Origin of the sequence: Rothia sp. HMSC072B03 (assembly GCF_001809565.1) — a bacterium.
GTDB classification, from domain to species: domain Bacteria; phylum Actinomycetota; class Actinomycetes; order Actinomycetales; family Micrococcaceae; genus Rothia; species Rothia mucilaginosa_A.
In genome coordinates this window covers 91,461-104,427 of record NZ_KV797964.1, presented here as the reverse complement: position 1 = coordinate 104,427, position 12,967 = coordinate 91,461, and the positions used below count along the sequence as shown (strand labels likewise).

General features: G+C 59.2%; 11 protein-coding genes and 1 tRNA gene. 3 read left to right on the top strand and 9 right to left on the bottom strand.

Annotated elements, in window-relative coordinates; translation table 11 throughout:
* Positions 1 to 105: 105 nt before the first annotated feature.
* From HMPREF2630_RS01020 to HMPREF2630_RS01010, 3 genes are all read right to left on the bottom strand, one after another.
* Complete coding sequence (locus tag HMPREF2630_RS01020) at positions 106 to 1,086, bottom strand: ribose-phosphate diphosphokinase (protein WP_012904032.1); 981 nt, start codon at positions 1,084 to 1,086, stop codon at positions 106 to 108.
* Between the two features lie 20 nt (positions 1,087 to 1,106).
* A complete protein-coding gene (gene glmU, locus HMPREF2630_RS01015; protein ID WP_070482972.1) occupies positions 1,107 to 2,561 on the bottom strand; it encodes a bifunctional UDP-N-acetylglucosamine diphosphorylase/glucosamine-1-phosphate N-acetyltransferase GlmU in 1,455 nt (484 codons plus the stop codon).
* 88 nt (positions 2,562 to 2,649) lie between these two features.
* A tRNA-Gln gene (locus tag HMPREF2630_RS01010) sits at positions 2,650 to 2,720 on the bottom strand.
* A gap of 253 nt (positions 2,721 to 2,973) precedes the next feature.
* Between HMPREF2630_RS01010 and HMPREF2630_RS01005 the strand changes: the two genes are divergently transcribed.
* From HMPREF2630_RS01005 to HMPREF2630_RS00995, 3 genes are all read left to right on the top strand, one after another.
* Entirely contained in the window at positions 2,974 to 4,818 is a 1,845-nt protein-coding gene (locus HMPREF2630_RS01005) for an ABC-F family ATP-binding cassette domain-containing protein (RefSeq protein WP_070482969.1), read from the top strand.
* 151 nt (positions 4,819 to 4,969) lie between these two features.
* Positions 4,970 to 5,452, top strand: a complete 483-nt coding sequence (locus HMPREF2630_RS01000) for an acyltransferase (protein WP_070482966.1) — start codon at positions 4,970 to 4,972, stop codon at positions 5,450 to 5,452.
* A 1-nt stretch (position 5,453) separates the two neighbouring features.
* Positions 5,454 to 6,395 carry a glycosyltransferase family 2 protein gene (locus HMPREF2630_RS00995; protein WP_070482962.1) on the top strand — a complete coding sequence of 314 codons (942 nt, stop codon included), beginning with the start codon at positions 5,454 to 5,456 and terminating at the stop codon, positions 6,393 to 6,395.
* A gap of 82 nt (positions 6,396 to 6,477) precedes the next feature.
* On the opposite strand, the gene HMPREF2630_RS00990 is transcribed toward HMPREF2630_RS00995, so the two are convergent.
* From HMPREF2630_RS00990 to HMPREF2630_RS00965, 6 genes are all read right to left on the bottom strand, one after another.
* Positions 6,478 to 7,671, bottom strand: a complete 1,194-nt coding sequence (locus HMPREF2630_RS00990; protein ID WP_070482959.1) for a glycosyltransferase — start codon at positions 7,669 to 7,671, stop codon at positions 6,478 to 6,480.
* Positions 7,672 to 7,755: 84 nt separating this feature from the next.
* Positions 7,756 to 8,751 carry a 4-(cytidine 5'-diphospho)-2-C-methyl-D-erythritol kinase gene (locus tag HMPREF2630_RS00985; protein ID WP_070482956.1) on the bottom strand — a complete coding sequence of 332 codons (996 nt, stop codon included), beginning with the start codon at positions 8,749 to 8,751 and terminating at the stop codon, positions 7,756 to 7,758.
* 68 nt (positions 8,752 to 8,819) lie between these two features.
* A complete protein-coding gene (gene rsmA / locus HMPREF2630_RS00980) occupies positions 8,820 to 9,692 on the bottom strand; it encodes a 16S rRNA (adenine(1518)-N(6)/adenine(1519)-N(6))-dimethyltransferase RsmA (RefSeq protein WP_070482953.1) in 873 nt (290 codons plus the stop codon).
* A gap of 45 nt (positions 9,693 to 9,737) precedes the next feature.
* Complete coding sequence (locus HMPREF2630_RS00975; RefSeq protein WP_070482951.1) at positions 9,738 to 10,559, bottom strand: glycosyltransferase family 25 protein; 822 nt, start codon at positions 10,557 to 10,559, stop codon at positions 9,738 to 9,740.
* Between the two features lie 407 nt (positions 10,560 to 10,966).
* The gene (locus HMPREF2630_RS00970) at positions 10,967 to 11,788 is read right to left on the bottom strand and encodes a glycosyltransferase family 25 protein (protein WP_070482948.1); all 822 of its coding nucleotides are present in this window, start codon (positions 11,786 to 11,788) and stop codon (positions 10,967 to 10,969) included.
* Between the two features lie 331 nt (positions 11,789 to 12,119).
* On the bottom strand, positions 12,120 to 12,947 hold the full coding sequence (locus HMPREF2630_RS00965) for a glycosyltransferase family 25 protein (protein WP_070482946.1): 828 nt from the start codon (positions 12,945 to 12,947) through the stop codon (positions 12,120 to 12,122).
* Positions 12,948 to 12,967: the final 20 nt, after the last annotated feature.

Genomic DNA, 12,967 nt, shown 5'->3' with positions numbered 1-12,967 from the left:
CTCCGCAATACAGAATCTGCAGGGGTCTGCCCCCCTCAGAAACGTAGAAAATCCCCCGCTACCACAACCGTGGTAGCGGGGGATTTTCTACAGCCTATTCAAGCCCTAGTGATCGAAAATCTCGGTCACGGAGCCCTCGTCAAAGACCTCACGAATAGCGCGAGCGATGAGGGGCGCGATGGAGAGAACGGTCAGGTTCTCGAAGCGCTTTTCCTCCGGGACGGGCAGGGTGTTGGTCACCACGACCTCGACCGCGCCGCACTCGGACAGACGCTCAACGGCGGGATCGGAGAGAACCGGGTGGGTTGCCGCGATGATAACTTCCTTCGCGCCCTTATCCATGAGGACCTTCACGGCGCCGGCGATGGTTCCGCCGGTGTCAATCATGTCGTCAATCAGCACGCAGGTGCGGCCCTCAACGTTACCCACAACGGTCTTGGAGACCGCGTGGTTCGGAACGTTGATGTCTCGGGTCTTGTGCACGAAGGCCAGGGGTGCGCCGTTCAGCAGGGTGGCCCAGTGCTCGGCCACGCGCACACGACCGGTGTCCGGGGACACCACGGTCACGTTCGACAGGTCCTCAACGCGCTCGCGGATGTGCTTAGCCAGCACCGGAATTGCGAAGAGGTGGTCCAGCGGGCCGTCGAAGAAGCCCTGAATCTGCGAGGTGTGCAGATCGACGCACATCAGGCGATCCGCGCCGGCGGTCTTGTACAGGTCAGAAATCAGGCGAGCCGAGATGGGTTCGCGGCCCTTGTGCTTCTTGTCCTGACGAGCGTAGGGGTAGAACGGGGACACCACGGTAATGGAGCGAGCGGAGGCACGCTTGAGCGCATCAATCATGATGAGCTGCTCCATGAGCCACTCGTTAATCGGTGCCGGGTGCGACTGAATCACGAATGCGTCCGCACCGCGCACAGACTCCTCAAAACGGACGTAGGTCTCGCCGTTGGCGAAGGTGTATGCGGAGGTGGGCAACAGGTCGTGGTCAAGGGCCTGCGCAATCTCCTCGGCGAGCTTGGGGTGTGCTCGACCGGAGACCACTACAAGCTTGCGCTCACCGGGGTTGGTAATCTCGCTACTCATGGTGTTGTTCTTTCCTCGGATTAGGATTCTGCCGGTTCCTGTGCGCCCGCGGCCTTTGCAGCCTCAGCGGGTTCGGTACCGGCACGGTTCTTCAGAACCCAGCCCTCGATGGTGCGCTGGGAAGTCTCAGAGTAGGCGAGGGCGCCCGCAGGAACATCCTTGCGGATCAGCGCGCCCGCGCCGGAGTAGGCACCGTCACCCACGGTGACCGGTGCAACGTAGATGCCCGCGGATCCCATGCGGGCATGTGCGCCAATAACGGAACGGTTCTTCACCAGACCGTTGTAGTTGGCGAAAATGGAACCCGCACCAATGTTGGCGCCCTCACCGATGGTGGCGTCGCCAACGTAGGACAGGTGCGGAACCTTCGCGCCGTCACCAATCTGCGAGTTCTTGGCCTCGCAGAAGGTGCCGAGCTTCGACCCCTTACCCAGGGTCGTACCGGGGCGCAGGTAGGCGAAGGGACCGACGGTTGCGCCCTCGCCAATCACGGCGCCAAAGCCGTGGGCGCGGATGACGGTAGCGTCTGCCTCAACGGTCATATCGGTCAGGGTGGTGTCGGGGCCAATGGTTGCGCCGGTGGCAACGGTGGTGGAGCCGTGCAGCTGCACGCCGGGCAGGAGGGTCACGTCATTCTCGATGCGCACGGTCACGTCAATCCAGGTGTTCTGCGGGTCGACAATGGTCACGCCGTTACGCATGTGAGCCTCGAGGATGCGGTTGTTGAGCATGCGGCCCAGCTGAGCCAGCTGCACACGGTCGTTAGCGCCCTCAACTTCCCAACGGTCCTCAATGGCCAGGGCGGAGGTACGGTGGCCCTTCGAACGGGCGATGGACAGCACATCGGTAATGTACTTCTCGCCCTGAGCGTTATCGGTGGTCACCTCAAGCAGGGCTTCGCGCAGCACGTCGGCGTCAAAGGCGTAGATACCGGAGTTGATCTCGGTAATCTCGAGCTCTTCGGGGGAGGCGTCCTTCGCCTCGACGATGGCGGTCACCTCGCCAGCCTGGTTACGCACGATACGGCCGTAGGAGCCGGGCTCGTCCACGTGGGTGGTCAGCACGGTGACGGAGTTCTTGTCCTGCTCGTGGAAAGCGATAAGCTCGCGCAGAGTCTCAGGACGCAGCAGGGGCACATCGCCATAGGTCACCAGCACGGTACCCGAGACAGGGGCCTGCGCATCCAGAGCATTCAGGCCGACCTCAACGGCGCGACCGGTGCCGGGGACTTCGTCCTGGTCAACGATGGTCACGTCGGGGTCGAAAGCGAGCACGTGCTCGGCGACCTTGTCGCGCTGGTGGCGCACCACTACAGCGAGGCGTTCAGGGTTCAAGTCACGGGCCGCGGCAACGGCGTGCTCCACCATGGAGCGGCCACCAATACCGTGCATGACTTTGGGGGTTGCGGACTTCATGCGCGTGCCAGCGCCGGCGGCGAGAACAATCACCGCGGAGGGTGCCAGTTCAGTGTTCACTGAGAAGACTCCTTATACGAGGTTGTAAGAGTGAGAGGTGAGCGCGGAACCGCCGACTCTCATTCAACGATTCCGTTGAGTGCTTACGCTCCGCCACTAGGACTCGAACCTAGACAAACGGCTCCAAAGGCCGCTGTGCTGCCATTACACCATGGCGGATTATTCCCGTGCCGGTGCGGGTACCGCCTCTGGTGGCAGTCGCCATTCGCTACCCTAATTTTGGGCAGAGAACAGCGCCGTGCAGGAAATGCTTCCCTCAGTTTATCAAATATCCGCCGTGGGCTCGCCCCACGCACGGCGCAAACGCGGGCTTTCGACGGGTACTTCAGCTATCTTTTCAAACCTTCAACCGTTCCCCCATCGATTACATCACCGGCACCTGAAAATATCCTCACCCTGTACCCTAGAAGGCGTGGCACATCTACTTGGCGGCGAATCGCTGCATCTTGAGTTTCCTACCCGAACCATTTTCGAGGGCATCACGGTCGGCCTGAACGAGGGCGACCGCATCGGCATTGTCGGCCGTAACGGCGACGGCAAATCCACCCTCATGAAGATCCTTGCCGGCCGGCTCGAACCGGACTCCGGCCGCGTTACCGTGCGCGGCGGCACCCGCATCGGCTACCTTGACCAGTCCGATGTTCTCGACGACGACCACACCGTCGGCTACGCGATTGTGGGCGACACCCCCGAATACGAGTGGGCCTCGCAGGCTCGCATCCGCGACGTCATCTCGGGCCTGGTCTCCGACCTGCCCTGGGATGCGCCGGTCTCGTCCCTCTCCGGCGGCCAGCGCCGCCGCGTGGCCCTGGCCTCCCTGCTCGCGCAGGAGTGGGACGTGCTCATGCTCGACGAGCCCACCAACCACCTGGACGTCGAGGCCATCACCTGGCTCGCCGGCCACCTGAAGTCCCGCTGGTCGAAGAACGCCGGAGGCCTCATGGTCGTTACCCACGACCGCTGGTTCCTCGATGAAATCTGTACCGACACCTGGGAGGTGCACGACCGCATCGTCGAGCCCTTCGAGGGCGGCTACGCTGCGTACATCCTGCAGCGCGTTGAGCGTGACCGTCAGGCAGCCGCGGCTGAGGCTAAGCGCCAGAACCTGATGCGCAAGGAGCTCGCGTGGCTGCGCCGTGGCGCCCCCGCGCGTACCTCCAAGCCGAAGTTCCGCATCGATGCGGCCAACGCCCTGATTGCGGACGTTCCGCCCGTGCGCGACACCGTGGAGCTGAAGAAGATGGCGGTCTCCCGCCTCGGCAAGGACGTGGTGGACCTCGAGAACGTCTCGGTCACCTACGACGACCCCTCCCTACCCGGCGGCAAGCGCCCCGTTCTGAAGAAGGTCACCTGGCGTATTGCCCCCGGTGAGCGCACCGGTATCCTGGGCGTGAACGGTGCGGGCAAGTCCACCCTGCTTTCGCTGGTGACCGGCGACCTGAAGCCGACCGAGGGACGCGTCAAGCACGGCAAGACCGTGAAGATTGCGACCCTCACCCAGCAGCTGGACGAGCTGAAGGAGGTCGAGAACGACCGCGTCTCCGACGTGATCGGCCGTAAGAAGCGCAGCTACATTGCCGACGGCAAGGAGCTCTCCCCCTCGCAGATGCTCGAGCGTCTAGGCTTCACCAGCGCTCAGCTCTCCACCCCCGTCAAGGACCTTTCGGGTGGTCAGAAGCGTCGCCTGCAGCTGATGCTGATTCTGCTGGACGAGCCGAACGTGCTGATTCTCGACGAGCCCTCCAACGACCTGGATACCGATATGCTCGCGGCCATGGAGGATCTGCTGGATACCTGGCCGGGCACCCTGCTGGTGGTCAGCCACGACCGCTACCTCATGGAACGCGTGACCGATCAGCAGTACGCGGTCATTGACGGTTCGTTCCGCCATCTGCCCGGCGGCGTGGACGAGTACCTGGCACTCTCGGCGGCCGGTGCTGGCGGCTCTGCGGCAGGTAGCGCGCAGGCCCGTTCCACCGCCCCGACCCAGAAGGCTTCGACGCAGGAGGCTGAGGCATCCGCCAAGCCGAAGGTTTCCGGCGCCGAGCAGCGCGCGGCGCAGAAGGAATCGGGAGCGATTGAGCGTCGCCTCGCCAAGCTGGCGGCGGAACAGGAGAAGCTCTCCGAGCAGATGAGCGCGCACGACGCCTCAGACTACGCCGGTTTGGCGGCACTCGGCGAGCAGCAGCAGGCACTTCAGGATGAGATTGACGAGCTAGAAATGCGCTGGCTCGAACTCTCCGAGCTGCTGGGGTAACGCCAACTTCACGTGCCACATATAACAGCGGATTTCTACTCCGCACACGCGGGATGCTACCTCCTTTTGAGGCGGCGTCCCGCTACTATTAGGTAGTAGCTTTTAATACTCTTAGGGAGCAATTTTCCCGCCCACCCTGATGAAGGTATCCATGCTCAGCACTCTCAAACAGCTCAAGCATCAGCATTTTCTGAAGCAGAAGGCTAAGCGCCGCGCGGCACGCATCGAAAAGTTCCGCACCTCCGGCGTCACCATTGGTGACGGCACCTATGTGCACCCCAGCTCCGAAATTCTTCCCGGTGCCCAGATTGGTTCCGGTTGCTGGGTCAACCGCGATATCTTTATCGACCGCGCTGCCCAGATTGGCGACCGCGTCTACCTGGGTCCGCGCGTCACGCTGTGCACCGCAAGCCACGAAATGGGTCCCTCCCGTCAGCGTGCAGGCGAGAATATTGAGGCCCCCATCGTGATTGGCGATGGTTCCTGGCTCGGCCAGAATGTATCCGTCATTGCCGGTGTGACCATCGGTGCCGGATGCATGATTGCTGCGGGTGCCGTGGTGGTCTCCGACTGCGAGCCGAACGGCCTCTACGCCGGTGTTCCCGCCCGACGAATTAAGGATCTGGGTGAATAGCATGAGCGAAAAGTACGAGTACGACGCTACCGTCATTATTCCCGTCTACAACGGTGCCGCTTTCATCGAAAAGCAGTTGCAGGCAATCGCGGCGCAGCAGACCAACCGCTCCTTTGAAGTGCTGGTCAGCGATAACGGCAGCACCGACAACACCGTCGCGCTGGTAGAAGCTTTTAACGCCCCCTACCCCCTGCGCTGCGTGGACTCCAGCAACATTAAGGGCCCCGCCAACGCCCGTAACGTCGGCGCGCGCGAGGCTCGTGGCAAGATTCTCGTCTACTGCGACTCCGACGACTACGTAGAAACCGGGTGGCTAGACGGCCACCTGGCAGTCCAGGATGAGCACGGTCCGGCACTCGTTTCGGGCGCCAACCTGCATAACAACAACCCCGTCGAGGTGCTCAAGGCCTACGGTGTTCCCCTCGACTCTGACGAGAAGGTCCTGGCGAACAGCACCCTCCTCGAGACCGAAGAAGAAATCCCGCCCTTCGCTGGTTTCCGGCCCTCAATTACCGGCTGCAATTTCTCTGTTCCCCGCGATGTGTACCTGCGCAACGGCGGCATGGACTGCAGCTACATCGCGGGCTCCGAAGAGACCGACTTCTCCTGGCGAGTCAGCCAGAGCGGCATCCCCTTCTACAAGACCTACGCATCGCTGGTGCACTACCGTCTTCGCTCCACCCCGAAGAAAATCTTCCGTCAGCAGCGCAATTACCAGCACTACCGCATACTCCTGTGGACGCGTTTCAAAGATCAGGGTATGAACGGCCCCAGCATCAAGTACTCGGTCATTGCCCTGGCGAAGTCCCTGCCACTTCTACTCTCCCCCGCTACTCGCTTGGTGGGTGCACGAGAAGCCGGTGCGAACCTGGGCGCTCTTGAAGGTATGTTCCAGTACCGTTTCCGTGCGGTTCCCGAGCGTCAGCTCATGAACAATCGCTAATCACTCATAAAAGAATGCCGGTTCTAGCAATAAACTAGAACCGGCATTCTTTTATATTCGGTGTCTATATTTGTGCTATAGATTAGCGCTGAATCGAAGCAAAAACCTCTTCCCAGCGGCGAACAATATGCTCCGGAGTGTATTCCTTCGCCTTCTGGAAGCAACGCTCAGACTTCTCCGCACGCTGCGCATCATCGCTCATCGCCACACGCAGCTGCTCGGTCAGCGCCTCCACACTGCGCTCCTGCGCCAGGTAACCCACCTGCGGAAGCACATCGCGCAGAACCCAGCACGAGGGGTACGAGACCATGGGGGTACCCACACGCATCGCCTCCTGCAGGGACATCGGCGCGCCCTCAAAATCAGAGGCGCCAATGGTCAATGACGCATCGGCATAGGCCTCGAGCACCTGCTCGGAGTTCAGAGGACCACCCACCACGATACGCTCAGCCAGCGCAGAATCCAGGGAAGCGATACGCTCCTTCATCTGACGCTCAATCGTTTCATCACCACTACCGTTGAGCTTCAAAACCCATTCCGGGAACTCCGGCGCGCACGCAATAAAGCTCTCCAGAATACGCATCAGGCCCTTCTCTTCAGAGTAACGACCGATAAACTGCACCACCGGCTTCTTCTGCTGCGCCAGAGCCAGGACCTTCTGCTCAACGGCAGGGTCCAGCGAAGCGTTCAAATTCGACACAGCATCCACCGGGCGGTTCAGCCATTCAGCGAAGAGCTGCGCATCGCCCTCAGAAAGCGCGACAAAAGAGTCAAAAGTCTCGGAGATCTGACGCAGTTCCTTCTCCGCGTCCAGACGATATGAGCTGTCATAGCTACTGTGGAACTCGTACAGGTAACCGATACCCTGCTTCTGCGCACTGCGCGCAAAATCCACCAGGTACGCCGCGATGCCGGTCATCGTAGTCAAAATGACGGTTTCCTCACCCAGAGATTGCAGGTAACGGCGGGTACGTGCCGCGTTGTAGCGATCCCACAGAGCCGTAAAACCCTTCTTAGCCGCCAGCACGGTGCCCAGGGGACCAGGGTTATCAAACGCCATCTTATTGTGTGTAGTCTTCGAAACGAGGTCGCCAGAATGCACCACAAAATCAGGGGTCACAGCATCCGGGTTATTACCCGTATTGTCGAAAAGCGCCATATAGCTGACGTTGTAGCCAGCCTCTTTAAACGCGCGGCCCAGCAGCTTATTCACGGTCGTAATACCGCCCAGAAGGCTAAAACGGTCCTGGGCGATAACAATATTTTTAACCTTCATCGTATTCTCCCTTTCAGCCAGAGAACGGTAGAAGTCAGTGAGTGATAGAACTGTTATCTATAGTGCCAGATATAGGCGTGGTATTCAGGCACTCAGCGCGCTCACGGCGTGGTGGCCCGCGGCACGGAGAGAGGCAGCAAGAGACTCCGCATGAGCCTGTGAAGAGGTCAGCAGAAGCACCGTCGGTCCGGAGCCCGATACCAGGGAGGCGTACACGCCCTCGCTCTCGCGCAGGTTCAGGGTCGGCTCCAGCTGCGGTGCGCACGAAAGAGCGGGAGCCTGCAGGTCATTACGCAGCAGAGGCGCCAAGGAGGCGAGCGCCGCCTCCGAACCGTCGTATGAGTTCAGTGCTTCCAGAAGCTCTGCGGGTTCTAGCAGCTCACCGGAGGCGGGGTACTCACCTGCGGCGCGGCCGGCATCCAGCTGCTTGAACACGCTGGGGGTTGAGAGGCCAAACTGTGCGGCAACAATCACCAGGTGCAGGGGCTCCCGAGGCGCAGCAACGTTCTGAAGCTCGGTGCCTGTCCCCTGTCCCAGGGCGAGGGTCTGACCCAGCGCGGCACGCACGCTGAAGGGAATATCTGCGCCCAGCTGCGCGGCAAGACGTTCATATTCCGTCTGGGTCAGTAGCGCGCCGGTGCGGCCGGTTGCGTACAGGTAGCGGTCCGTGGCGATCAGTGCCGCTGCGGCGTCTGCTGAGCCGCCCGCCATGCCGCCTGCCACGGGCACAGCCTTCGCAATATGCAGGTGCAGTGCCAGGGCAGAATCAATACCGTGCTCCGCAAGGATTAGCTCCGCGGCACGGTACACGAGGTTCCGCTCATCCATCGGCACATCGGCTGGGTCGAATTGCCCCGCCTGCATCTGCTGATTTACCAGGGAGCCGGGCACAATGTCCATGCTCAGGCTCAGCCCGGGTGCAGCCCCTTCAGAAACCGTGATGGTCTCCGTCAGAGAGACCGCCGCAAAAAGCGTAGTCAGCGGGTGGTAGCCGTCCGGGCGGACGTCCCCCACAGCAAGGTACAGATTGACCTTGCCGGGAGCATCAACCGAAATAGCGGTCTGGGAGGCGGTACTCATCAGCGCATACACCTTTCGCGCGGAAACTCGCGTGAGAACGTCAGTGAAAAATTTAGAGCGGGAAGAAGCTACTCCGCTACAGGCTCAGCCGGAATAGTCAGCGAAGCCTCCGCAATGCGGATAAAACCGTGAATATCCAGCTTCTCGCCGCGCTCCGTCGGAGCGATACCGGCAGCCACCAAAATCTGCTCCGCACGCGCACCCGAGCCCGCCCAGGAGCTCAACGCAGCGCGCAGAGTCTTACGGCGCTGAGCGAAGGCCGCGTCCACGATCGTGAACACCAGGTCGCGGTCAACGGTAGAGAGAGGCTCCTCGCGCATACGGAAGCCGACCAGGCCAGAGTTAATCTTCGGCGCAGGCCAGAACACGTTCTTGCCAATCACGCCCGCCTTATACACCTCGGCATACCAATTAGCCTTCACCGAGGGCACACCGTAAATCTTCGAACCCGGGGTGGCCGAAAGACGGTCGGCAACCTCGTCCTGAACCATCACCAGGGCGTGACGGATGCTCGGGAACTGCGCAAACAGGTGCAGAAGCACCGGAACCGCAACGTTATAGGGCAGGTTCGCCACCAGAGCGTCCGGAGTGCGAGGCAGCTCGGTGACCTTCAGTGCATCCATGAGCACCACGTCAATATCGCCCGCCTTCTCGGGGCGGAACTTCTCAATCGTGTGCGGAAGCTGCTGCGCCAGCGGCGGGTCAATCTCGACCGCCACCATGTCCTTCGCAGCATCCAGGATGCCGAGGGTCAACGAGCCCAGGCCCGGGCCGACCTCCAGCACCGTCTCCTCCGGTGAAATCTCTGCCGCGTTGACAATACGACGAATCGTATTGGGGTCAATCACAAAGTTCTGCCCAAGAGTCTTCGTGGGGCGAATACCGAGCGTCTCGGCAAGCTCGCGAATCTCAGCAGGGCCGAGCAGGGGCAGATCGTTCACAGCGTTCCTTCACATGGGTGGATGGTGGGGAGGTTACAGTTTAGATTACCGCGAGAAACGCTGCTTTACCTCATCAAGAGTGGCTTCCAGAGCGTTCTTAGCGTTTGTAATACGCTTCTTCGGAGCCAAAGCAATACGCACTCGATCCAGAGGACCAGTACCGTGCTGGAGGCTATTCACCTTATCCAGATGACGCTTACCGGACTCCAGGATGACGCTACTGCCCTCCCAGCCGCACAGGCCCGGCTGCACAAAACGCACATCCACACCCCACTGCTGGTACAGCTTGTAATCATCAGCCACAGTACCCGGCACCTTGTCCTCAAACTGCTTGAGCAGCAGCTCAGCACCCGAACGGGAAATCAAATACAAGCCGGTGCAAATCAGGGGCCAGCCACCGTAGGGCTTACCCATACGGTACTTACCGTGCACAAAAGGAGACAGCAGGGACAGGCGGATGTATTCCACCTGCGGGTTCAGCTTGCCGGCTTCATTCGCAAAAGAATCGCTGAGGTTTACCAGGTGCACCTGCGGGTACTTCGTGATAATCGCGTTCACGACCGCCTCAGCATCCGGAGAAAGAAGGATGTCGTCTTCGGCAATCAGCGCCCAATCGGCGTCACTTGCAACAAAGTCACGCCACATCTTCACATGGCTGAGCATGCAACCCTTCTCCGCGGGGCTAGGGTCACGATGCCAACGGCTACGGAAAAACTCAACGTCAAATTCTTCATCAGCGACGTGATTATCGCGGTTATCCACCGCAGAATAACGGATAAAGCCCTGCGCCGGCGCACCCACAGAATAGAACGAGTCGAAACGGTTCGCGCCATCCAGGCCCAGAACATACTTCAGAATCTTTGCCATCTTTTCCCTTCAATAGCTCATCCAGAAAACCTAAGCAATAGAAGATCGCAAAGGTTAATGATGAGTTTTCAGAACATCAGACCACCTGCACAACAGAAGGGCTCGTCAATCTTAAAAATCAGTGCGTAATGCGTAAATGGCATGAAATCTGAATATTGAGCGTGTGATAAATACACACACTACTGTGCAATGTAGAAAGAATTCTATCATTCACCATGCACCAATCTCAGGTGTCCGCAGGTTAAAACGCGGTACGGCACGCGTGTACCGGTGCACAGCAAAAACAATCCCCGCCCTACCGCATACACACGATAGGGAGGGGATAAATGACAGGGCAGAAGACCCACGTATTTACATTTTCATGTGATGACAGTACCCCAATCTATCGCTGGGTTACCGTCTCTGGATTATCGTCCCAGACGCTGCTTCACATCTTCGAGAGTGGCATCCAGAATGTTCTTCGCGTTCGCAATACGCTTCTTCGGCGCCAGGGCGATGCGCAACCGGTCGAGAAAACCGGTGCCATGCTGCGTGCTCTTGAGACTTTCCAAGTGACGAACGCCAGAAGTTTGAATGAGGCTGGTGCCTTCCCAACCGCACAGGCCGGGCTGCACCAAATATACGTCCACTCCCCATTCACGGTAGAGAGAATAATCATCAGCAACAACACCGGGAACCGTCTCGCCAAAACATTCTACGAGTCGTTCAGCCCCAGAACGCGAAAGAAGATACAAGGCAGCACCATACAGAGGCTTTGAACCATAGGCACTACCCATACGGTACTTGCCGTACACAAAAGGAGAAAGCAACGAAAGACGGGGGTAATCAACCCGCGGGTTGAGCTTGCCAGCTTCAGAAGCGTAGATATCACCCAGGTTAACCATCTGCACGTGAGGATACTTTTCGATAATCCTCTCCACTACAGGCTGCAGGTCAGGGGATATGAGGACATCGTCCTCTGCCAGCAAAGCCCAGTCGGCATCTGAAGCGAGGAAGTCCTTCCACATGTGGTAGTGGCTCAAAGCGCAACCCTTTTCGGCAGGCCTCGGCTCTTTACCGTAACGAGTCAAGAACAGCTTGCTATCGAATTGTGCATCAGTGAGGTGATCATCACGGTTATCCACCGCGGAGAATCGTTGAAAATCCCGAGCGGGTGCCCCCACCGAGAAGAAAGAATCAAACCGGTTAGCGCCGTCCAGTCCCAGAACGTATTTTAGGACTTTTGCCATGATGTTCCCTTTTCGATGGCACGCTCATACAGCCTTTATGCGATACGACATGAGCCCTGCATGAGTTGCCGATGTGTGGACCGGGCAACAACATGTACGAGGCGCTCCAAAGCGCACGCGTACCATGGAATATCACCTAGTCGATGAGTGTGAATGGTATGTATAGAACACCCTATCATTCAAGCCAAGATAGCCCCAATTATTGGCGTACGGCTTCCTGTTATATCTCGCACTTTTATATATAGCCTCACCCGCGAGGCCTGAAAACACCCGTAAAAAATCCCTCCCCACCACGCGTGTGATGGGGAGGGACCTGCGCGAAGAGACTTACTTACTTCGCCTTACCCAGGCGCTGCTTCACATCTTCAACGGTAGACAGCAAAGCGTTCTTGGCGTTCGCAAGGCGCATCTTCGGCGCGAGGGCGATGCGCAGTCGGTCCAACGCGCACGTTCCACGCTGGTTGGCGTTGAGAGACTCTAGATGACTCATTCCCGATTCCAGCAGAGTGCTACTTCCTTCCCAGCTGCACAGGCCGGGCTGCACAAAGCGCACATCCAAGCCCCACTCCTCGTACAGGGGGTAATCATCAGCCACAGTACCCGGAGCCTTACCCTCAAAATGTTTCACGAGCTGCTCCGCGCCCAAGCGGGACAGCAGGTACAGGCCAGCACACCCCAGACGGTGGGGGCCGTACATTTTACCCATACGGTACTTGCCGTACACGAACGGGGAGAGAAGAGAGAGACGAATGTAATCCACGCGCGGATTCATCACGCCAGCGTGGGAAGAGTAACCGTCGCAGAGGTTAACAAGCTGTACCTCGGGGTGGCGCTCGATAATCCGCTGCACTACCTTATCGGCATCAGCGGAGACGAGGGCGTCATCCTCAGCAAAAACGCCCCAGTCAGCGTCGCTTTCCAGAAAATCACGCCACATATTCAGGTGACTGAGCATGCATCCCTTCTCGGCTGCCGAAGGATCACGGTCCCAGCGTTTACGGAAAGACTCGGTATCAAAGTCTGAATCAGCCAGGTGGTCATCTCGGTTATCCACCGCGGAGAATCGTTGAAAATCCCGAGCGGGAGCCCCAACGGAGAAAAAAGAGTCAAAACGATTAGCCGCGTCCAAGCCCAGGACGTATTTCAGGACTTTTGCCATGATGTTCCCTTTTCGATGGC

Excerpts from the sequence above, each read along its gene's own strand:
- HMPREF2630_RS01020 (WP_012904032.1), bottom strand. The coding sequence starts at position 1,086 with ATGAGTAGCGAGATTACCAACCCCGGTGAGCGCAAGCTTGTAGTGGTC.
- HMPREF2630_RS01000 (WP_070482966.1), top strand. The coding sequence starts at position 4,970 with ATGCTCAGCACTCTCAAACAGCTCAAGCATCAGCATTTTCTGAAGCAG.
- HMPREF2630_RS00995 (WP_070482962.1), top strand. The coding sequence starts at position 5,454 with ATGAGCGAAAAGTACGAGTACGACGCTACCGTCATTATTCCCGTCTAC.
- HMPREF2630_RS00990 (WP_070482959.1), bottom strand. The coding sequence starts at position 7,671 with ATGAAGGTTAAAAATATTGTTATCGCCCAGGACCGTTTTAGCCTTCTG.
- HMPREF2630_RS00985 (WP_070482956.1), bottom strand. The coding sequence starts at position 8,751 with ATGAGTACCGCCTCCCAGACCGCTATTTCGGTTGATGCTCCCGGCAAG.
- HMPREF2630_RS00975 (WP_070482951.1), bottom strand. The coding sequence starts at position 10,559 with ATGGCAAAGATTCTGAAGTATGTTCTGGGCCTGGATGGCGCGAACCGT.
- HMPREF2630_RS00970 (WP_070482948.1), bottom strand. The coding sequence starts at position 11,788 with ATGGCAAAAGTCCTAAAATACGTTCTGGGACTGGACGGCGCTAACCGG.
- HMPREF2630_RS00965 (WP_070482946.1), bottom strand. The coding sequence starts at position 12,947 with ATGGCAAAAGTCCTGAAATACGTCCTGGGCTTGGACGCGGCTAATCGT.